This window comes from Pseudonocardia wallangbongensis, assembly GCF_054486945.1.
In genome coordinates this window covers 326727-346782 of sequence record NZ_JBRERS010000006.1, presented here as the reverse complement: position 1 = coordinate 346782, position 20056 = coordinate 326727, and the positions used below count along the sequence as shown (strand labels likewise).

23 protein-coding genes are annotated in these 20056 nt (G+C 73.2%); 17 read left to right on the top strand and 6 right to left on the bottom strand.

The window, feature by feature from the left end; translation table 11 throughout:
* Position 1: 1 nt before the first annotated feature.
* Positions 2-1645 carry a peptide ABC transporter substrate-binding protein gene (locus ACU436_RS23775; RefSeq protein ID WP_459028788.1) on the bottom strand — a complete coding sequence of 548 codons (1644 nt, stop codon included), beginning with the start codon at positions 1643-1645 and terminating at the stop codon, positions 2-4.
* Positions 1646-1842: 197 nt separating this feature from the next.
* Between ACU436_RS23775 and mshB the strand changes: the two genes are divergently transcribed.
* Genes mshB through ACU436_RS23760 form a run of 3 tightly spaced genes read left to right on the top strand, consistent with a single transcriptional unit; the run spans position 1843 to position 3905 of the window.
* A complete protein-coding gene (gene mshB, locus ACU436_RS23770) occupies positions 1843-2715 on the top strand; it encodes an N-acetyl-1-D-myo-inositol-2-amino-2-deoxy-alpha-D-glucopyranoside deacetylase (protein WP_459029102.1) in 873 nt (290 codons plus the stop codon).
* Positions 2708-3142: a hypothetical protein gene (locus tag ACU436_RS23765; RefSeq protein ID WP_459028786.1), complete on the top strand. Its 435-nt coding sequence runs from the start codon at positions 2708-2710 to the stop codon at positions 3140-3142. The genes mshB and ACU436_RS23765 overlap by 8 nt, the downstream gene beginning before the upstream one ends.
* A complete protein-coding gene (locus tag ACU436_RS23760; protein WP_459028784.1) occupies positions 3135-3905 on the top strand; it encodes a hypothetical protein in 771 nt (256 codons plus the stop codon). The genes ACU436_RS23765 and ACU436_RS23760 overlap by 8 nt, the downstream gene beginning before the upstream one ends.
* On the opposite strand, the gene ACU436_RS23755 is transcribed toward ACU436_RS23760, so the two are convergent.
* Positions 3884-4840 carry a GNAT family N-acetyltransferase gene (locus ACU436_RS23755; protein ID WP_459028782.1) on the bottom strand — a complete coding sequence of 319 codons (957 nt, stop codon included), beginning with the start codon at positions 4838-4840 and terminating at the stop codon, positions 3884-3886. The two genes, ACU436_RS23760 and ACU436_RS23755, sit on opposite strands and share 22 nt — an antisense overlap.
* A gap of 113 nt (positions 4841-4953) precedes the next feature.
* On the opposite strand from ACU436_RS23755, the gene fdxA reads away from it, so the two are divergent.
* Together fdxA and dapC are read left to right on the top strand one after the other, a co-directional pair.
* Positions 4954-5280, top strand: a complete 327-nt coding sequence (gene fdxA / locus ACU436_RS23750) for a ferredoxin (RefSeq protein WP_075952372.1) — start codon at positions 4954-4956, stop codon at positions 5278-5280.
* A gap of 88 nt (positions 5281-5368) precedes the next feature.
* Entirely contained in the window at positions 5369-6451 is a 1083-nt protein-coding gene (gene dapC, locus ACU436_RS23745; RefSeq protein WP_459028780.1) for a succinyldiaminopimelate transaminase, read from the top strand.
* An 84-nt stretch (positions 6452-6535) separates the two neighbouring features.
* On the opposite strand, the gene dapD is transcribed toward dapC, so the two are convergent.
* Positions 6536-7471 carry a 2,3,4,5-tetrahydropyridine-2,6-dicarboxylate N-succinyltransferase gene (gene dapD, locus ACU436_RS23740; protein WP_459028778.1) on the bottom strand — a complete coding sequence of 312 codons (936 nt, stop codon included), beginning with the start codon at positions 7469-7471 and terminating at the stop codon, positions 6536-6538.
* Positions 7472-7494: 23 nt separating this feature from the next.
* On the opposite strand from dapD, the gene dapE reads away from it, so the two are divergent.
* The 7 genes from dapE to ACU436_RS23705 all read left to right on the top strand — a co-directional run bounded on the left by dapE (position 7495) and on the right by ACU436_RS23705 (position 11691).
* Positions 7495-8550 carry a succinyl-diaminopimelate desuccinylase gene (dapE, locus tag ACU436_RS23735; RefSeq protein WP_459028776.1) on the top strand — a complete coding sequence of 352 codons (1056 nt, stop codon included), beginning with the start codon at positions 7495-7497 and terminating at the stop codon, positions 8548-8550.
* A gap of 26 nt (positions 8551-8576) precedes the next feature.
* Positions 8577-9341 carry an LOG family protein gene (locus ACU436_RS23730; RefSeq protein WP_459028774.1) on the top strand — a complete coding sequence of 255 codons (765 nt, stop codon included), beginning with the start codon at positions 8577-8579 and terminating at the stop codon, positions 9339-9341.
* Positions 9338-9895 (top strand): LOG family protein, encoded by a 558-nt coding sequence (locus ACU436_RS23725; RefSeq protein ID WP_459028772.1) that lies wholly within the window; start codon positions 9338-9340, stop codon positions 9893-9895. The genes ACU436_RS23730 and ACU436_RS23725 overlap by 4 nt, the downstream gene beginning before the upstream one ends.
* Before the next feature lie 76 nt (positions 9896-9971).
* The gene (locus tag ACU436_RS23720) at positions 9972-10328 is read left to right on the top strand and encodes a DivIVA domain-containing protein (RefSeq protein ID WP_459028770.1); all 357 of its coding nucleotides are present in this window, start codon (positions 9972-9974) and stop codon (positions 10326-10328) included.
* Positions 10325-10789 (top strand): SRPBCC family protein, encoded by a 465-nt coding sequence (locus ACU436_RS23715; RefSeq protein WP_459028768.1) that lies wholly within the window; start codon positions 10325-10327, stop codon positions 10787-10789. The genes ACU436_RS23720 and ACU436_RS23715 overlap by 4 nt, the downstream gene beginning before the upstream one ends.
* On the top strand, positions 10782-11354 hold the full coding sequence (locus ACU436_RS23710) for a DNA-3-methyladenine glycosylase I (protein ID WP_459028766.1): 573 nt from the start codon (positions 10782-10784) through the stop codon (positions 11352-11354). The genes ACU436_RS23715 and ACU436_RS23710 overlap by 8 nt, the downstream gene beginning before the upstream one ends.
* A 169-nt stretch (positions 11355-11523) precedes the next feature.
* Positions 11524-11691 (top strand): DUF3117 domain-containing protein, encoded by a 168-nt coding sequence (locus ACU436_RS23705; RefSeq protein WP_084211001.1) that lies wholly within the window; start codon positions 11524-11526, stop codon positions 11689-11691.
* A 233-nt stretch (positions 11692-11924) separates the two neighbouring features.
* Here ACU436_RS23705 and ACU436_RS23700 read toward each other — a convergent pair whose 3' ends face one another.
* A complete protein-coding gene (locus ACU436_RS23700) occupies positions 11925-12134 on the bottom strand; it encodes a hypothetical protein (RefSeq protein ID WP_459028764.1) in 210 nt (69 codons plus the stop codon).
* Positions 12135-12251: 117 nt separating this feature from the next.
* On the opposite strand from ACU436_RS23700, the gene ACU436_RS23695 reads away from it, so the two are divergent.
* Positions 12252-12806: a CGNR zinc finger domain-containing protein gene (locus ACU436_RS23695; RefSeq protein WP_459028762.1), complete on the top strand. Its 555-nt coding sequence runs from the start codon at positions 12252-12254 to the stop codon at positions 12804-12806.
* Here the strand turns inward: ACU436_RS23695 and glgA are convergent.
* A complete protein-coding gene (glgA, locus tag ACU436_RS23690; protein WP_459028760.1) occupies positions 12788-13945 on the bottom strand; it encodes a glycogen synthase in 1158 nt (385 codons plus the stop codon). The genes ACU436_RS23695 and glgA overlap by 19 nt on opposite strands.
* Positions 13946-14114: 169 nt before the next feature.
* Here glgA and glgC point away from each other — a divergent pair, with 169 nt between their 5' ends.
* Positions 14115-15350 carry a glucose-1-phosphate adenylyltransferase gene (gene glgC, locus ACU436_RS23685; protein ID WP_459028758.1) on the top strand — a complete coding sequence of 412 codons (1236 nt, stop codon included), beginning with the start codon at positions 14115-14117 and terminating at the stop codon, positions 15348-15350.
* A 935-nt stretch (positions 15351-16285) separates the two neighbouring features.
* Here the strand turns inward: glgC and ACU436_RS23680 are convergent.
* Positions 16286-16933, bottom strand: coding sequence for an O-methyltransferase (locus ACU436_RS23680; protein WP_459028756.1), 648 nt, complete (start codon positions 16931-16933; stop codon positions 16286-16288).
* 186 nt (positions 16934-17119) lie between these two features.
* Between ACU436_RS23680 and sigE the strand changes: the two genes are divergently transcribed.
* From sigE to ACU436_RS23665, 3 genes are all read left to right on the top strand, one after another.
* Positions 17120-17716, top strand: a complete 597-nt coding sequence (sigE, locus tag ACU436_RS23675; protein ID WP_459028754.1) for an RNA polymerase sigma factor SigE — start codon at positions 17120-17122, stop codon at positions 17714-17716.
* A complete protein-coding gene (locus tag ACU436_RS23670; protein ID WP_459028752.1) occupies positions 17713-18366 on the top strand; it encodes a hypothetical protein in 654 nt (217 codons plus the stop codon). The genes sigE and ACU436_RS23670 overlap by 4 nt, the downstream gene beginning before the upstream one ends.
* Before the next feature lie 72 nt (positions 18367-18438).
* Positions 18439-20049, top strand: a complete 1611-nt coding sequence (locus tag ACU436_RS23665) for a S1C family serine protease (RefSeq protein ID WP_459028750.1) — start codon at positions 18439-18441, stop codon at positions 20047-20049.
* The last annotated feature ends 7 nt before the right edge of the window (positions 20050-20056 follow it).

Here is a 20056-nt window from a genome sequence, read left to right as displayed (position 1 = left end):
GCTACTCCGAGACCGTGACGCTCTCCAGGTCGAGCTCGCGGAACGGCGTCACCGTGACGGTCTGCATCCGCTCCGACCAGCCGGCCTGGAACGACTGGAAGTACACCGGGATCGCCGGCATGTCCTGGATGATCATGCGCTCGGCCTCCTGGTAGAGGGCGTCGCTCTCCTCCCGCGACGTGGCCGCGTCCGCCCGGGCGAGCAGCGCGTCGACCGCGGGGTTGGAGTACTCGCCGTCGTTGGTCGAGCCGCCGGTGCGGTACATCGGGTTCAGGAAGTTCTCGATCGACGGGTAGTCGGCCACCCAGCTGCTGCGGTAGATCTGGTTCATCTGCCTGGCGTTGATCGCCGTGCGGATCTCGCCGAACGTGGGCACCGGCACGAAGTTGCACTGCACGCCGAGGGCGTTGCTGATGCTCACGCAGGTGGCCTGGATCCACTCCGCGTTGCCGGAGTCGGCGTTCGAGGTCAGCTCGATCGGGCCCTGGAACCCGGTGGCCTCGAACATCTGCCGCGCGCGCTCCGGCTGGTAGGTGCACAGCTCACCGCACTGGCCCGCCACCCGCCCGGGCACGTCCGGCGCGACGAGCCCGTCCGCCGGCGGCCGGGTGCCGCCGAAGATCTGTTGGTTGACCGCCTCCCGGTCGATGGCCATCGAGAGGGCCTGGCGCAGCTGCGGGTTCTGGTACCGCGCGTCGTAGAGGGGGAAGCCGAGGCGCTGCACCCCGAGATAGGTCCGCGAGATGCTGCGGTCGGCGAGGTCGGTCTGGTAGAGGTTGCCCGCGAGGCCGGACGGCGGGATGACCTCGATGAAGTCGAGGTTGTTCGCCACGACGTCGGCGTAGGCCGCCTCGGCGGACTCGTAGAAGCGGAACTCCACCCGGCTGATGCTGGGCTTGGGCTCGCCCGGCCACGGCTCGTAGCGCTCGACGATCACGTTCGCGCCCGGCTGGCGGGAGACGAAGCGGAACGGCCCGTTGCCGATCGGGTTGGCCTCGAACGCGGCCTTGTCGCTGAAGAACAGGTCGGGGAGCGGCGAGAACGCCCGGTAGCCCAGCATCGTCGGGAACACCGCGAACGGCGAGGACAGGGTGACCTCGAACGTCAGGTCGTCCACCACCCGCAGGCCGGACATCTCCTGCGCGGCCGGCTCCGGTGCCGTCTGCGGGCCCGCGGTGCCGTCCGGGTCCTCGGTGTGCACCTGGTCGTAGCCCTGGATGTGGGAGAAGAAGGCGCCGTTCTGCTGGCCGTTGGGGGAGTACGCGGTGTAGTTCCAGGACTTGACGAAACTCTGCGCGGTGACCGGGGTGCCGTCGTGGAACGTCCAACCGTCGTTCAGCTTGATCGTGTAGACCTGCGAGTCGGTGCTCTCGATCGACTCGGCCACCAGGTTGGCGGGCTGCGCGGTCTCGGGGTCGTACTCGACGAGCGGGCTGAACAGCGCGTCGAGGATCTTGCCGCCGCCGGTCTCGTTCGTGTTGCCCGGCACGAGCGGGTTCTCCGGCTCGGTGCCGTTCACACTGATCGTGACGCCGCCGGCCTCCGTGGAGCCGCCCCCCGGCTCACCCCCGCCACCGCAGGCCGTGGTGATCAGGACGATGGACAGCGGTAGCGCCGCCCAGGCAGCTGCTCGTCGTGCGCGCATGGCCCCCCATATCCGCCGAACGGCGTACGCAGGTGTGGCGCCCGCCGCAATTCCGGGTGATGTTGGAGCCGGACAGTAGCTGCCCGAATCGTGTCTGTTGAACCCCGTCAGGTCACAAATGGGTTGCGCACACGCGGTTCGTCACGTTCGGCGGCGGCCCGACAGCCGGCTGCCCGCGCACGTAGAGTGCGATCGTGATGCCACCCCCTGCCCGGCGGAGGCTGCTGCTCGTGCACGCCCACCCCGACGACGAGACGCTCTCGACCGGCGGCACGATCGCGCGCTACGCGGGCGAGCCCGACACGGCCGTCACGCTCGTCACCTGCACGCTCGGGGAGCAGGGAGAGGTGATCCCGCCGGAGCTCGCCGAGCTCGCGCCCGAACGCGGCGACCAGCTCGGCGGCTACCGCGCCGGTGAGCTCGCCGGCGCGTGCGCCGCGCTGGGCGTGCACGATCACCGCTACCTGGGCGGGATCGGCCGCTGGCGCGACTCGGGGATGGCGCTGGCCGGGCACGGGGTACGGGCGGCCATGCCGGAGCGGCTGCACCCGCGCGCCCTCGCCCGGCCGGAGGCGTTCGACGAGCAGGTCGACCAGCTCGTGGCCGTCCTGGAGGAGGTGCGGCCCCAGGTCGTCGTCACCTACGGCCCCGACGGCGGCTACGGCCACCCCGACCACGTGCGCGCCCACGAGATCACTGCCGCCGCCGTGCGCCGGGTACCCGCCCGGATGCTCTGCACCGTGGTCGGCCGGGCCACGCTCGACGCCGGGCTCGCGAAACTCTCCGGCCGCGCCGGCCTGCCGTTCCGGATGCCCGAGCCGGACGCCCTGCCCAGCGTGCCGGACGACGCGATCCGCGTGCGGGTCGACGTCTCGGCGCAGCACCGGGCGAGGGTCGCGGCCATGCGCGCGCACGCCACCCAGGTGGTGGTGTGGTCGGACGACGAGGTCACGGCGTTCGCGGTGAGCAACCTCGTCGCGCAGCCGCTGCTCGACGCCGAGGAGTACGTACCGGTCGACGGCGCCGTGCCGGCGGTGGACGACCTGTTCGGGGAGATCGGGGATGCCTGAGAAGACCGTGGACGACACCGCCGAGAACATCCTGGCGCCGGACCAGCAGGAGCCGCTGGTGCCCGACGGCGTGCTGCTCGTGCTCCTCGTCGTCGACGGGCTGCTGCTCGGGGCGTTCGGGCTGATGTTCACGCCGCTCTACACGCACGGCATCCCGGTGCCGATGGGCGTCGTGCTGTCGGTGCTGGTGCTGCCGTGGCTGGTGCGCCAGGCAGGTGAGATCGACGCGCGACCCGCCGTCGCGGGGGCACCGCTGACGGCGTGGGTGGTGGCCGTCGGCGTGCTGGGGCTCTTCGGCCCGGGCGGCGACTCGATGCTGCTGGCCAACTGGCAGTCCCTGGCGCTGGCCGTCGGCGGGATCGGCGCGGGCCTGTGGGGGCTGCGCGCGGTGATGGAGCGGGAGTACCAGGAGAGGCCGGGTGGCTGAGGCCATCCCGGACCGGGTGATCGTCGCGATCCTCCGCCCGTTCGTCCGCGCCACCCGCCCCGTGCTCGACGGGCTGCGCGAGTCCGACCCGTTCGGTCTCCGGTCGCGGGCGACCGCCCCCGGGGACGCGCCCACCGAGGAGCGCGGGCTGCGCGACAAGGTGCTGGACGCGCTCGCCGCCGTCGAGGTCCCGGGCACGGCGGCGTGGGGCGCGATGGGCGTACCGGCCCGCACGCGCTGGTGGGTGCGCCGGGTGGGCCGGTTCACCACCCTGATCGCGGCCGTGCCGGGGCTCGGCGGGGCCCTCGCCAACCGGTTGCCCGTCTCGAAGGCCGTCGGGGCGGCCGGGCAGGGCCTGCTGCTGGTGGCCATCGCGGGCGAGCACGGCGTCCGGGACGAGGACCAGCTCGTCGGCCTGCTCGGCGAGGTGCTCTTCCGCCGGGAGCTGGCCGTCACGGCGGCCACCGGATCGGAGGACGCGGCCGCCGAGGCCCGCGCGGCCGAGCTCACCGGAGACCTGGCGAAGCCGGCGACCACCCCCACCCTCGGGTTGGTGGCGCGGGCGGTGTGGCGGCTGGGCCGCGCGCTCTTCGCCGTGGAGGACGAGCTCGACAAGCGCCCGCACGGCAACTTCCTGCACGCGGGACTCGGCATGGTGCCGGTGGTCGGGGTGGTGGGGAAGTACCTGGGCGAATGGTCAGGCCTGAAGAAGGCCGCCCGCGAGACCGAGAAACGGCTCGGTCAGGCAGGTGGGACCAGATAGCGGTAGCGGTGGTGCTCGACGTAGCCGAGGCGGTCGTACAGCGCGCGGGCCCCGTCGTTCTGCAGGGCCACCTGCAGCACCGCCCACCGGGCGCCGCGACCGCGGCCCCATGCCCCGGCGGCGGCGAGCAGGACGGTGGCGTGACCGCGGCGGCGGGCAGCCGGCACGACCTCGAGCGTCGAGATGTGCACGTGGTCGTCGACGACGGTGGCGCGCACCTGCCCGAGCACGGCGCCGGCCCCGTCGCGGAGCAGGCCGAACGCGGTGTCGGGCGCGCCGCCGAGGACCCGGCGCTGAGCCGGGGTCGGTGGGCCGCCGACGGCGAGCCGCCACCATTCGCCGGACGGCTCGGCCGGCAACTCGATGTGCAGCCCGGGCGGGGGGTCGACGTCGGCCACCGGTGCCACCAGCACCGACACCTCGGCGCCCTTCGCGTGGCCGACGTTCAGCACCCAGCCCTCGGCGGCCACGGCGCGGTCCCACGGCGAGCCGACGGGCACCTGGACGCGGGCCGGGACGGCGTGCTCGTCGGCGAAGCGGCGCACACCGTCCAGGGCGGCGGCGATCGGAAGGCCCGGGGCGCCGACCGCGAGCGCCGCGTTGGCCCGGCCCGTGTAGCCGCTCGCGGCGCGCAGGCGCCACTCCCCGAGGGGCCGCTCCACCTGCGCGGGCCAGGCGTCCGCGCACAGCCCTTCCAACCGGACGACCGCCGCCAGCGGGGCCCGGCGCGGCGGCGCGGGCGGCACGGCCCGTACCGCGACGACGGCCGAGCGTTCGACGCGCACCGGCCCGCCCCGGGTCCGGACCACCACGGAGCCTGCGCCGTCGGCGGTGAGCTCACCGACGGCGTCGGTGAGGAGCGGCCGCCCGTCGCGGGTACCGATTCGGTGCCGCAGCGCCACCCTGGCACCGACCAGCTCCTCCGGGATCTCCACGGAACCATCGTCCGCTCGCGTACGACGCGATTCACACCCGCCCCGGCTCCCGGAGCGGGCGGAGCGCGAGACATACTGTCGAGGTACCTGTTCGCCCGCGTGGAGGACCACCCGTGACGTATGTGATCGCCGAGCCCTGCGTCGACCTGCTCGACAAGGCGTGCATCGAAGAGTGTCCGGTGGACTGCATCTATGAGGGCGGGCGGATGCTCTACATCCACCCGGACGAGTGCGTCGACTGCGGTGCGTGCGAGCCGGTCTGCCCGGTCGAGGCCATCTACTACGAGGACGACGTCCCCGAGCAGTGGAGCGCCTACACCAAGGCCAACGTCGACTTCTTCGACGAGCTGGGCTCGCCCGGTGGCGCGTCGAAGGTGGGCAAGGTCAACCGGGACGTCGAGCCCGCCCTGAGCCTGCCGCCTCAGCAGCACGACGAGTGAGCGAGCGTAAGCGAGCGAACCACAGGCACAGCGCCTGCGCGCTGCGTAGTTTCTCTCCGGGCCGGCCGAGCGCAAGCGAGGCCGAGCGATGAGAGCCGAGCTCCCGGACTTCCCCTGGGACAGCCTCGCCGAGGACAAGGCGCTGGCCGAGGGGCATCCCGGCGGGATCGTGGACCTCTCGGTCGGCACGCCGGTCGACCCCGTCCCCGCCGTGGTGCGGGCGGCGCTCGCCGGCCCGGCCGCCGACGTCCCCGGCTACCCGACCACCCACGGGCCGGCGTCGCTGCGCGAGGCGATCGCCGCCTCGCTGGCCCGCCGGTTCGGGGTCGCGGTCGACCCGACCCCGGTGCTGCCGACCATCGGCTCCAAGGAGCTCGTCGCCTGGCTGCCCACGCTGCTCGGGCTCGGCGCCGAGCACACGGTGGTGATCCCCGAGCTCGCCTACCCCACCTACGAGGTCGGGGCCCGGCTCGCCGGGGCGCAGTTCGTCCGGTCCGACTCCACCACCGCGCTCGGCCCGCGCCGGGTGGCGCTGGTGTGGCTGAACTCCCCGTCCAACCCGACGGGGCGGGTGCTGCCGGCCGAGCACCTGCGCAAGGTCGTCGAATGGGCCCGTGAGCGGGGCGCCGTCGTCGCGTCCGACGAGTGCTACCTGTCGCTTTCCGACGGCGCCCTCTCGGTGCTGCACCCGGACGTCTGCGGCGGCTCCCACGAGGGCCTGCTCGCCGTGCACTCGATGTCGAAGTCGTCCAGCCTCGCCGGCTACCGGGCCGGGTTCGTCACGGGCGACGCGCGGCTCGTCGCCGACCTCCTCGAGGTGCGCAAGCACGCCGGGATGATGGTGCCCCGGCCGGTGCAGGCGGCGATGGCTGCCGCCGCGGCCGACGACGCGCACGTGGCCGCGCAGGCCCAGGTCTACGCCCGGCGCCGGGTCCGGCTGCGCGCCGCGATGGAGGCCGCCGGCTACCGGATCGACCACTCCGAGGCCGGCCTCTACCTGTGGGCCACCGCGGGCGAGCCCGGCCGCGTCACGGTGCGGCGGCTCGCCGAGGCCGGGATCCTGGTGGCGCCCGGCGACTTCTACGGCCCGACGGGTGCCCAGCACGTCCGGGTGGCCCTCACGGCGACGGACGAGCGGATCGAAGCGGCCGTGGAGCGCCTGAAGGCCTGACGGCCGGGCCCCGGAAGTTCAGGAAAGCCACATTCATGTCCTGCAGGTTCATGAATGTGGCTTTCCTGAACTTGCGCGAGGGCCTCAGTTCGCGTGCAGCGCCTCGTTCAGCGCGATGCCCTCGCCGGTGCGGGGCAGGGCCTCCACCGCCCCCGTGACCGAGTTGCGGCGCAGCAGGACGCCGTTGCGGCCGGAGAGCGTGCGGGCGGGCGTCGTGCTCCCGTCCGGCAGCGTGACCTTGGTGCCTGCGGTGACGTACAGGCCCGCCTCGACGACGCAGTCGTCCCCGAGGGAGAGGCCGATCCCGGCGTTGGCGCCGATCAGGCAGCGCGCGCCCACCGAGATCACCTCCTTGCCGCCGCCGGAGAGCGTCCCCATGATCGACGCGCCACCGCCCACGTCGGACCCGTCCCCGACGACGACACCCGCTGAGATGCGCCCCTCGACCATCGACGCGCCGAGCGTGCCGGCGTTGTAGTTCACGAAGCCCTCGTGCATCACCGTGGTGCCGGCGGCCAGGTGGGCTCCGAGCCGGACGCGGTCGGCGTCGGCGATGCGGACGCCTTCGGGCAGCACGTAGTCGACCATCCGGGGGAACTTGTCGACGCCGTACACGGTGACCGGGCCGCGGGCGCGCAGCCGGGCGCGGGTGAGCTCGAAGCCCGGCACCGGGCAGGGGCCGTGGCTGGTCCACACGACGTTGGCGAGCACACCGAAGATGCCGGCCACGTTCGCCTCGTGCGGCGCGATCAGCCGGTGGCTCAGCAGGTGCAGCCGGAGGTACGCGTCGTGGGCGTCGGCGGGCGGGTCGGCGAGAGAGGCGATCGCGGTGCGCACGACGGCGGTGCGCACGCCGCGGGCGTCGTCGGCGCCCGCCAGCGGTTCGAGGTCCGCCGCGACGTCCGGGGCGCCGGTTCCGATGGCCGGGGCCGGGTACCAGGTGTCCAGGACGGTGCCGTCGGTCGTGACGGTGGCCAGCCCGGTGCCGGAGGCCCCGTCGATGCGCGGTGCGGTACTCACGGTCCCAACGCTAACGTGCCGGTGTGCTCGACCTCTCCGCCGATCCCATCGACCTCTGCGCCGCGCTCGTGGACGTTCCCAGCGTCTCCGGGGACGAGGGCGCACTCGCCGACGCGCTCGAGGCGGCGCTGCGCGCGCAGGCCCCGCACCTGCGGGTGCAGCGGTCCGGCCACGCGGTGTTGGCCCGCACCGAGCTGGGCCGGGACAAGCGGGTGCTGCTCGCCGGGCACATCGACACCGTGCCGATCGCCGGCAACGTCCCCAGCCGCCGCGCCGGCGGCCTGCTCCACGGCTGCGGCACCTCCGACATGAAGGCGGGCGACGCCGTGTTCGCCCACCTCGCGGCCGCGCTCCCGGACCCGCGCCACGACCTCACGTTCGTCTTCTACGACTGCGAGGAGGTGGAGGCGGTGCGCAACGGGCTCGGCCGGATCGAGCGCGAGCACCGCGACTGGCTCGGCGCCGACCTCGCGATCCTCGGCGAGCCGACGAACGGCGCCGTCGAGGCCGGTTGCCAGGGCACCTTGCGGGTGGACGTCACGGTGCGCGGGCGGCGGGCCCACTCGGCGCGCTCGTGGCTGGGGGACAACGCCGTGCACAAGGCCGAGGCCGTGCTGCGCAGGCTCGCCACGTACGCCGCGCGGGAGGTCGACATCGACGGCTGCCGGTACCGGGAGGGCCTGCAGGCGGTGCGGATCGACGGCGGGGTGGCCGGCAACGTCGTGCCCGACGAGTGCGTGGTCACCGTCAACTTCAGGTTCGCGCCCGACCGGGACGCGGCGGCCGCCGAGAAGCACGTTCGGGAGGTGTTCGACGGTTTCGAGGTCGCCCTGACCGATCTCTCGCCGGGCGCGCTGCCCGGCCTCGGCGAACCCGCCGCGCAGGAGTTCCTGGCCGCCACCGGCGCCGAACCCGCCGCGAAGCTCGGCTGGACCGACGTGGCGCGGTTCGCCGCCCTCGGCATCCCGGCGCTGAACTACGGCCCGGGCGACCCGAACCTCGCCCACACCCGGGACGAGCACGTCGACCCGCGGAAGATCAGCGAGGCGGTGGACGTCCTCCGCCGTTTCCTCGCCTGAAACCGACGCTCATTACCCTGGCCGGCATGAGCACGGACGGGGTGCGACGCCCCGAGGAGAAACTGCGCGGCCCGGTGGTGCTGCGTCGCGAACGGCGGAACGAGCCGACCACCACCGACCAGCGGCTGCTCGACTCGCGTGGCCCGAGCGACTGGGTGCACACCGACCCGTGGCGGGTGATGCGCATCCAGGCCGAGTTCGTCGAGGGCTTCGGGATGCTCGCGGAACTGCCACGCGCGGTCACCGTCTTCGGCTCGGCGCGTACGTCCCGGGACCACCTCGAGTACGCGCAGGGCCGGGCGCTGGGCACCGCGCTGGCCGAGGCCGGCTTCGCGGTGATCACCGGGGGCGGACCCGGCGTGATGGAGTCGGCCAACAAGGGCTGCTCCGACGCGGGCGGGCTCTCGGTGGGCCTGGGGATCGAGCTGCCGTTCGAGCAGGGCCTGAACGACTGGGTCGACCTCGGCATCAACTTCCGCTACTTCTTCGCCCGCAAGACGATGTTCGTGAAGTACTCGCAGGCGTTCGTCTGCCTGCCCGGCGGCTTCGGCACCCTCGACGAGCTGTTCGAGGCGCTCACGCTGGTGCAGACGAAGAAGGTCACCAAGTTCCCGGTGGTGCTGCTTGGCCGCGAGTACTGGGGCGGGCTCTACGACTGGATCGCGAACACCGTGCTCGGCGCGGGCAAGATCGGCGAGAAGGACCTCGCGCTGCTGCACCTCACCGACGACGTGGACGACGCGGTGAAGATCGTGCAGGAGGCGTGGCGAGCGTGGGAGGAGGCGCATTGACCGGGCCGCTGGCCGTTTGTGTGTACTGCGGGTCGATCGAGGGCCTGCCCGAGCGCTACCTGCGTCTCGCCGGCGACGTCGGCAGCGGGATCGCGGCCCGGGGCTGGCAGCTCGTGTCCGGTGGCGGGCGCGCGGCGATGATGGGGGTGCTCGGCCAGTCGGCCCGGGCGGGCGGGGCGCGCACCACCGGGGTGATCCCGCAGGCCCTCGTCGACCTGGAGTGGGCCGACCACGAGTCCGACGAGCTGCTCGTCGTCGAGACGATGCGCGAGCGCAAGGCGCTGATGGAGGCCCACGCCGACGCGTTCCTCGCGCTGCCGGGCGGCGTGGGCACCTGCGAGGAGCTGTTCGAGGTGTGGACCGCGGGCTACCTGCGCATGCACGACAAGCCGGTGGTGCTCCTCGACCCCGACGGGCACTACACCGGGCTGCTCGAATGGGTGCGCGGGCTGGGCGATCGGGGGTTCGTGCGTCGGGAGGCGCTCGACCGGCTCGTCGTCGCCACCGACGTGTCCGAGGCACTCGACGCGTGCGCCAAGCCCGTGGATCCCTGAGGCGGGAACCCCACCGGCGACACTGATCGACCCCCGAGCCGTGCATCGACCGGGCCGCCGTGATGGGATCGGCGGGGTGGGGACCGCGCTGATCTACCTTCTGGTCGTCGCGGCTGTCGGGGCCGCGCTGTTCGGGCTGGCCGCGCTCGTGTTCGGGCGTGGCGAGGAGCTGGCGCCACTGCCGCCGGGCGCCACGCCCACCCGCCTACCGGCCGGTGAGGTCGACGGCGACGACGTGCGTGAGCTGCGCTTCCAGCAGGCCCTGCGCGGCTACCGGATGGACGAGGTGGACTGGGTGCTCGCCCGGCTCGCCGACCAGCTGGACCGGACGGGCGCGCAGCGCGACGGGTTGCTGGCCCGGGTGGCGGAGCTGGAGTCGGCGCTCGCGGCGGCCGCGCCCGGCACCGGTGTCACGGCGGAGGGCGAGCGGTGACCCGCGTCGAGCTCACGGTGCCGGTGGACGTCGCGGCGCCGGCCGAGACGGTCTGGCGGAAGGTCACCGACTGGGCGGGCCAGGGGGAGTGGATGCTCGGCACCCGGGTCCGCCCGACGAGCGGGGGCGACGGGAGGCGGCTCGGCGCCACCCTGGAGGCGGTCACGGGTGTCGGCCCGCTCGCCGTGACCGACCGCATGGAGGTCGTCGAGTGGACGCCGCCGCGCCGCTGCGTGGTGCGCCACCTCGGGCCGGTGGTGCGCGGGGAGGGCGTGTTCGAGGTGTCGCCGCTCGGTGCTGAGCGCTCCCGGTTCAGCTGGTCGGAGCTGCTCGACCTGCCGCTCGGTCGGCTGGGGGCACTCGGCTGGCCGCTGGTGCGGCCGGCGTTCCGCGCCGGGGTGGAGTTCTCCATGCGGCGGATGGAGCGTCAGTGCGAGGCGGTATACCGATCCGGTGCCTGAGCCCACTACTGACGGCCGAGCCCGCTGCGGCTGGGCCGGCTCCGCGCCCGAATACGTCGCCTACCACGACGAGGAGTGGGGCTGCCCGCTGCGCGGCGTCACCGCGATGTTCGAGCGCATGAGCCTCGAAGCCTTCCAGTCCGGCCTGTCCTGGCTGGTCATCCTGCGGAAGCGCCCGGCGTTCCGCGCCGCGTTCGCCGGGTTCGACCCGGCCGCGGTGGCCGGGTTCGACGACTCCGACGTCGAGCGGCTGCTCGGGGACGCCGGGATCGTGCGCAACCGGGCGAAGATCGAGGCCACGATCCACAACGCGCGCACCGTCCTGACGCTCGAGCAGCCGCTGGACCGGCTGCTCTGGTCGTTCGCGCCCGACCCGGCCACCCATGAGCGGCCCGCCACGCTCGCCGACGTCCCGGCCACCAGCCCGGAGTCGGTGGCGATGGCCCGCGCGCTCAAACGGCAGGGAATGCGCTTCGTCGGGCCGACCACCTGCTACGCCCTGATGCAGGCCACGGGGATGGTGGATGATCACGTCGCCGACTGCTGGCGGGCAGCGACTTCCTGACTGCGGACGGTGAACGACCTGCATGGTTGATCGCTCCGGTTGCACCCCTGTCCGTCGGATGAGGAAAGATGTTCCCAGCATCCTCGCCGCGCGCTACGCCCCGCGCAGCGGCAACGAACCCCGCGATGCCAACGGCTCTGGCCACTAACGACGACGGAGGAGGCAGGAGATGGCGGCGATGAAGCCCCGGACCGGTGATGGTCCCCTGGAGGTGACCAAGGAGGGTCGGGGCATCGTGATGCGCGTCCCACTCGAGGGTGGCGGCCGCCTGGTCGTCGAGATGTCGGCGGAGGAAGCCAGCGACCTCGGTGACGCGCTCAAGGCCGCCTCCGGCTGAAGGTACACGCCCCGGATCCCGGGGCCACCGGTACCGACCAACGGCACCGCGGACGGCATCGCCGTCTGTCGGTGCCGTTCGTCGTTCGGGACCCGACCACGATGGCCGACGTCGAGATCGTGGGTGGCCGGTGCGACCGCCCGTCCTCGCGCTGGGTGAGGCGTGGTCGATATCGCTTCAACGGACCGGGCAATTTCATCCACACGCTCGACGTAGACGTGAGCGGGCTCCGCTCAAGATCGAAAACCGCTGATGTCTACCTCGTCCGTGTGGACGACCAGCCGACGGCTGCCGAACCAGGGCGCGCTCCCCGCCGGTTCGCGCAGCGGCTCGACCCGCGTGCCCGCGGCCGGGCCGAGCGTCACGAGCTCGATCGCCACGTTCCCGCACACGCAGCGGCGGTACCGCACCCACCCCTGTGAGGTGTGGTGCGTGGACAGCACCCTCGCCTCGTCGCCAGGCCACCCGCACCGCGCGCACCGCATCGCCGCGCTCTCCCCTCGGTAATAACCGTCGATGCTTGACACATTACACGGTAGGCCTGTGGTAGTAATAACCCAATGGACTTCATCGGTTACCGCAGCGACGCCCTCGGCGCCGCCGTCGACCTGGTGAACGCGGTGATCGAGGACCCGGACGGCCGGGTGCCCGACCAGCTCCGGGCGGTCCTCGTCGCGCACGCCTACCAGGCGCTCGACGCGCCGGACGGCATCGAGCCGGCGCTGCGGGCCTGGAGCCGCCGGCTGCGCACCGTCTTCGACGTCACGAGCGACGCCGAGGCCGCCGCCGCCACCAACGCGCTGCTCGTCGACGTCCGGATCGAGCCGCACCTCACGAACCACGACGGCGAGGGCTGGCACCTGCACTACTCCCCGCCGGAGGCCGGCCTCGTCGACCGCATCCGGGCCACCACCGCGTTCGCCCTCGCCATGCTCGTGTCCGAGTACGGCGTCACCCGGCACGGCCGCTGCGCGGCGGACGGCTGCGGCAAGGTGTTCGCCGACACCTCCCGCAACGCGGCGCGCCGCTACTGCTCGTCCGCCTGCGCCAACCGCTCGGCCGTGGCCGCGCACCGGGCACGGGTGAAGGCCCGGGCTCAGAGCAGGGCTTCGTAGATCTCCACGGTGCGGGCGGCTGCCTGCCGCCAGCTGAACTCCCGCTCCGCCCGCGCCCGGCCCGCCCCGCCCATGGCGGCGGCACGGCCGGGGTCGGCGAGCAGCGCGTTCACGGCGGCGGCGAGATCGGTGCGGAAGGCGTCCACCCCGTGCTCGTCGAAGTGGGCGAGCAGGCCCGTCTCGCCGTCGGCGACGACCTCCGGGATCCCGCCCACGTCGGAGGCCACGACGGCGGTGCCGCAGGCCATCGCCTCGAGGTTGACGATCCCGAGCGGCTCGTAGACCGACGGGCAGACGAACACGGTGGCTGCGGACAGGATCTGGCGCACGGCCGTGGTGGGCAGCATGCCACGCACCCACAGAACGCCGGACCGGGTGGCGCTGAGCTCCGCGACCGCGGCCTCGGTCTCGGCGGCGATCTCCGGGGTGTCCGGCGCCCCCGCGCACAGGACGATCTGGGCGTCGCGGTCGATGTGGTGGGCCGCCGCGATCAGGTGCGAGAGCCCCTTCTGCCGCGTGATCCGCCCGACGAAGACCACGCTCGGCCGGTCCGGGTCGATGCCCGCGGCGAGCACGGCGTCACGTGCGGGATCCGGGTGGTAGAAGGCGGTGTCGATCCCGTTGTGCACGACGTGGACCCGGTCGGCGTCCAGCGCGGGGTAGCACTCCAGCACGTCCTGCCGCATGCCGGCGCTCACCGCGATCACCGCGTCCGCCGCCTCGTACGCGGTGCGCTCCACCCACGACGACAGCCGGTACCCGCCGCCGAGCTGCTCGGCCTTCCACGGCCTGCGCGGTTCGAGCGAGTGCGCGGTGACGGCGTGCGGCACCCCGTGCAGCACCTTCGCGAGGTGCCCGGCCATGTTGGCGTACCAGGTGTGGGAGTGGGCGAGGTCGACGCCGCCGAGCGCGGCCACCATCGACAGGTCCGCGCCGATGGTCTGCAGCGCCGGGTTCGCCTCGTCAAGTGACAGCGGCGGCTGGTGGGCGTAGGTGTCCGGCGCGTCCCGCGGTTCGCCGAAGCAGTGCACGTCGACGTCCACCAGCTCGCGCAGCGCGGGCGCCAGGTGTCCGACGTGTACCCCGGCCCCGCCGTAGACGTCCGGGGGGTACTCGCGGGTGAGCAGGCCGATGCGCACGCGCGAACGGTAGGCCATCGGAGGGGCTGCCGCGCGGGGCGACCGGATCACCCGCCCAACCCGACACCTCTGCTGGCCCGGCACGGTTTTGGGGCACTAGTCTCGGGCCCGTGACGACGCTGCCGGTAGGTCCGGCCCGGATCGGGGCGACGCCATGACGGGGGCGCGGATGGCCCCTGCGTCACCCCTTGCGCTGGGGGTCAACGTCCTGGGGGTGGTGCTCGCCGGCGGTGAGGGCAAGAGGCTGTGGCCGCTCACCGCCGACCGCGCGAAGCCGGCCGTGCCGTTCGGGGGCAACTACCGCCTCGTCGACTTCGTGCTGTCCAACCTGGTCAACTCCGGGATGCACCGCATCTGCGTGCTCACGCAGTACAAGTCCCATTCCCTGGACCGCCACATCTCCACCACATGGCGCCTGTCCAGCGTGCTCGGGCAGTACATCACCACGGTCCCGGCGCAGCAGCGGCTCGGCAGGCGCTGGTACACCGGCAGCGCCGACGCGATCTTCCAGAGCCTCAACCTCGTCTACGACGAGCGGCCCGACTACATCGCCGTGTTCGGCGCCGACCACGTCTACCGGATGGACCCGGGCCAGATGCTCGCGCGGCACATCGAGAGCGGCGCGGGCGTCACCGTCGCCGGTATCCGGGTGCCGCGGGCCGAGGCCAAGGCGTTCGGCGTGATCAACTCCGAGCCCGGGGGCAAGATCACGGACTTCCTCGAGAAGCCCTCGGACCCACCGGCCGTGCCCGACGACCCCGACGTCACGTTCGCCTCGATGGGCAACTACATCTTCACCACCGAGGTGCTGCTCGAGGCGTTGCGGGCCGACGCCGAGGACGGCGACTCCGACCACGACATGGGCGGCGACATCATCCCGCGGCTGGTCGCGCAGGGCGACGCCGCCGTGTACGACTTCGCCGACAACGTCGTGCCCGGCGCCACCGACCGCGACACGGGCTATTGGCGCGACGTCGGCACGATCGACGCGTACTACGAGGCGCACACCGATCTCGTGTCGGTGCATCCGATCTTCAACCTGTACAACCAGCGCTGGCCCATCCGCACCGCGATGGCCCCGCTGCCGCCGGCCAAGTTCGTGGAGGGCGGGATCGCGCAGGACTCGGTCGTCGGCGCCGGCACGATCATCTCGGGGGCCATCGTGCGCCGATCGGTGATCAGCCCGAACGTGCGCGTCGAGGCCGGGGCCGAGGTGTCCGACTCCGTCGTGCTGCCCGGCACCAGGGTCGGCCGTGGCGCGATCGTCCGCGGCGCGATCCTCGACAAGAACGTCGTGATCCCCGACGGCGCCCTGGTCGGCGTCGACCTCGGGCTGGACCGCGCGCGGTACACGGTGAGCCAGGGCGGCGTGGTGGTGCTGGGCAAGGGCGCCACGGCCCTCTGAGCAAGGCAACCCGTTGGGCGAACGGCACTCTCGTCCGATAGGTATGGACGAACGTGCCGCTCGTGCAACGGGCAGCAGTCCCGGGAGCGCGGGGCCGGGGCTCGCGCGGGTCGGCGCGTGTGGTGATCGATCCGAGATGCGGGAATCCCGCCCTTGCGGGGGCGTTCAGGGTGGTCTCGCGGCGATCAAGGTCGCATGATCGGTCCGAGTTGCGGTGGATCGCCCTGTCCGGGGCGCTGGGCGGCATCCCGCGGCGATCACGTCCCGGAGTTCATGGTCATGTCGACTCCTTGAGCGTCGATCTCGATCCGAGACACGTGGGGTCGACCTGATCATGAAGGCGTCGGCTTGGCGCGCCGTTCCCGACACCCCGCGCCGGACGGCCGCCGCGGGCTGCTCCGGGCCGTCCGTGCAGTCCACCCGCCCGCGTCGATCCCTCCCCGGGCGAGATGGCCCGGTGGGCGGAACTACCGAACCCCGTGGTGACGTGGGCGGCCGTCCCCGACGCGGAGGCACGCCCGTCCTCGACGAGACCGTCACTGCCGGGTGCCCACGCCACTATCCTGTGGTCCCGATCCCGGATCGCAGGGTGACCACACGCAGTCGACCTGCCGTCCAGGTGACGTGCTCGTACGCAGGTCCGGGAGGTAAGACGAGCATCTCGCCGCGCGCCCACATGCTCGGTCGTTCTCCACCCGGCCCCGTCCGTGCCGCAACGCGCGACGCGCCACATCCCCACGCGCGCTCCCGAGCTGAACCCGCGACGGTCGAGGGACCTCCCGGAGCGACATCTCCCACGTATCGACGCGAGGCGCACCCAAGAATCGCGCCACCCCCACCAACTCGCGCCCGGTGACCTTGCACGAACGGCACTCTCGTCCGATAGGTATGGACGAACGTGCCGTTCGTCCAATCGGACCGCATCCGACCGCGCGTCAGCCCGTCTTCAACGCGGCCAGCAGGCCGTCGCCGACGGGGAGGAGCATCGGTACCAGGCGGTCGTCCTCGCGGACCGATCGGCTCACCTCGCGCAGCCCCGCCGTGCCCGCGTCGGACGCGTCCGGATCCACCACGCCCGCGCCGAGCACGCCGGCGAACACGACGATCCCGCCGTCGCGCAGCAGGCGCACGGCCTCATCGAGGTAGCGGGGGTAGTCGGCCGGTCCGGCGTCGACGAACACCATGTCGTAGACCGCATCGGTGAGCCGGGGCAGCACCTCGAGGGCCATCCCGTTGATCAGGCGCAGGTTGGCCGGTTCGTAGCCCGCGGCGAGGAACACCCCCCGGGCGGCGCGCTGGTGCTCCGGGTCGACGTCGATCGAGGTCAGCGTGCCGTCAGGAGCCATGCCGCGCAGCAGCCACAGCCCGCTGACGCCGGATCCGGTGCCGATCTCCACCACGGCGCGTGCGCAGATCGCGGCCGCGAGGAAGCGCAGACCGGCACCGGCATCGGGCCCGACGGGGACGCAGCCGGACCGTTCAGCCTCTGCCCGTGCGGAACCGAGCACGTCGTCCTCCGCCAGGTAGGATGCGACGTGGTCGCGCAGCGCCCACAGATCTGTGGCGGTGTCCGGCACCCACATGAGGTGGAAGGCTACTTGGCCCGTTCTATCAGGCTCCTCTCAGCCGGTTCTCACCCCTGTTTCACGGGCGTCGGGCACGGTGGTCCTCAACGGTCGGGGTCGTCGATCGTGGGAGGGCCGGGAACATTGAGCTCCGGTGCTCCGTTGGCCAGAGGCACGACCCGCCGCAGGAGGTGCGACCCGACGATGAGCGAAGGCTCAGCCACGTTGCCGAGCAGCGCATTGCTGCCCGGTGAGGAGGCCGGCTGGACCCCACCGAGCTGGGATGACGTGGTGCGCGAGCACGCGGACCGCGTTTACCGCCTCGCCTACCGGCTCACCGGCAACCCGCACGACGCCGAGGACCTCACCCAGGAGACGTTCGTCCGGGTGTTCCGCTCCCTGGCCTCCTACAAGCCGGGCACGTTCGAGGGCTGGCTGCACCGGATCACCACGAACCTGTTCCTGGACATGGTCCGGCGGCGCTCCCGCATCCGCATGGAGGCCTTGCCCGAGGACACCGACCGGCTCCCCGGCAGCGGGCCCCAGCCGGAGCAGGTGTTCTCCGACACACACCTCGACCCCCAGCTGCAGGCCGCGCTCGACGAGCTGCCGCCGGAGTTCCGGGCCGCGGTCGTCCTGTGCGACGTCGAGGGCCTGTCCTACGAGGAGATCGGGGCGACGCTCGGCGTGAAGCTGGGTACGGTGAGGAGCAGGATCCACCGCGGCCGTGCCGCCCTGCGCAGCGCGCTCGAGCGCCGCCGGGGCGCGGCCCGCGCGGAGCTCGAGGAGGTACACGGGTGAGTTCAGGGCGTTGGCGCATCTCGGTGACCACCCCGGACTGGGGCCATGATCACCTGTCGTCCGACGCCATCGTCGCGTACGTCGACGAAGAGCTCGCCGCGGGCCCGCACCTGCGGGCCACCCAGCACCTCGCCCAGTGCCTCGAGTGCGCAGCCCAGGTCGTCGCGCAGGGCCAGGCCCGCGCCGCACTGCGCACCGCAGACTGCCCCAGCCTTCCGTCCTCCCTGCTCTCGAGCCTGCGCTCGATCCCGCAGGACACCGATCTCCCGGCCCCGCCGGCAGGCCTCGCCGTCACCGCCGAGGGCCAGTTCGTCTCGGTGCTGCGTCCCGAGCGCGTGCCGCGCGCCGACGCGCCCGCGCCGCACGGTGACCGCACGCACCGCAGGATGTGGCTGGGCACCGGCGTCGCCGTGTCCGGCCTCGCCGCGGGCGCCATCGCCTTCGCCGCACCCGCGGCCGTGAGCGGGTCCGCGGCACCGGCCCCCGGCGATCCCGACATCCCCGGCCGTCCGATCATCGGCGGCGCGGCCACCCCGGTCGACGCGCGCCTGCAGCTGGCCCCCGCCCCGCAGCCCGCGGCGGCCACCAGCGCGCCGCCGTCGGCGGCGCCCACCTCCGCTCCGCCGATCGACGGCGAGCAGCCGCGCTAGTTACCCGAACTTCACCGCCGCTGAGGCAGGCTGAGGGGGTCCGGTCCGCAGAGCCCAGGAGTCCGCCGAGGGATGAGCGATCCCAACACCCCCGCCGAGCCGAGCTCGGCGGAGCGAGGAGACGGCACCGAGGGCCCTGGTGAGGACCGCACGGTCGAGCTCCCACAGCAGTCCGACACCTCCCCCGGTGACGCCGAGCCGCCGCGCCTCGGGCCGAGACCGCTCGAGCGCCCCACCGTCGATCCCGATGCCGCTGCGCTGTTCGGCCGCCCGGGCGGTGTCGAGGGCGGTTTCGCCGCCCACCGCAACGGCGCCGCCAAACCCAACGGTGCGGCGCAGTCCACCACGCTCGTCGCCCCGCCGCCTGCCGCGCTGGCCAGCGCGTTCGGCCGGCCCGACCCGTCGGCTCCGTCGCTGCAGCGCCCGCAGGAGAACGGGTCGGGCAACGGCGCCGTGGGGGAGGACTCCTTCTGGAACGACGGCGCGGAGCGCGACCCGTGGCGCGACCCGGAGAGCCCGGCCGCGTTGGGCCCGCCGGCGGCCGCCTCGGGAGGCACGAGCGAGCCCGTCCGCGGCGAGGGCGCCCGGCTCAGCCTGCGGGAGTTGCTGTTCGGCCGCCGGGTCGACCCGCGGGCGCTCGCCGTGCTCGCCGTGGTCGCGCTGCTCATCGGTGCCGCCGGTGGCATGGTCGGTCGTTTCACGGCCGAGGGAGCCGCGGGTCTCACCGATCCGGATCCCACGATCACGCAGACCGTCCCCGGCCGGGAGCGGCCGCCCGGCTCGGTGGCCGACATCGCCGCCCGCACGGTGCCCGCCGTCGTCTCGTTCGAGGTCCGGGTGGGCGACGAGGGCGGCACCGGTTCGGGCGTTGTCATCGACCCGTCCGGTTACGTCCTCACGAACAACCACGTGGTGGCACCCGCCGCCGAGGTCACCGGCGCCCAGATCGAGGCGATCTTCCACGACGGCACGCGCGCCGCGGCCCAGATCGTGGGGCGGGACCCGAAGACCGACCTCGCCGTCGTGAAGGTGGAGGTCGCCAACCCGGTGGTCGCCACGTTCGGGTCGTCGGGCGGGCTCGTCGTCGGCGACGGGGTGATCGCGATCGGCTCGCCGCTGGGCCTGGCCGGCACCGTGACCGAGGGCATCGTCAGCGCGGTGAACCGCCCGGTGCGCCTCGACGGGTCCGGCACCGACACCAACGCGGTGATCGACGCGATCCAGACGGACGCGGCGATCAACCCCGGCAACTCCGGTGGCCCCCTCGTCGACTCCACCGGCGCCGTGGTCGGGATCAACACGGCCATCCGCAGCATCGGGATGGGTGAGGGCGGCTCGATCGGCCTCGGGTTCGCCATCCCGATCGACGACGCCCGCGGCATCGCCGAGGAGCTGATCCGCACCGGCACCGTCACCCACGCCGAGATCGGTGTCAACGCCCGCTCGGTCAGCGACGGCACCACCGACGGCGCCCAGGTGCAGAACGTCCAGCAGGGTGGGGCCGCGGAGGCGGCCGGCATCCTCGAAGGTGACGTGATCACCCGCGTGGCCGGGAGGCCGATCGCGGGCGCCGACGAGCTCGTCGTCGCCTACCGGGAGCACAACCCCGGTGACGCGGTGGAGGTCCAGCTGATCCGCGAGGGCCGCCCGCTCACGGTGTCGGTCGTCCTGGGCTCGGATTAGCCGCCGA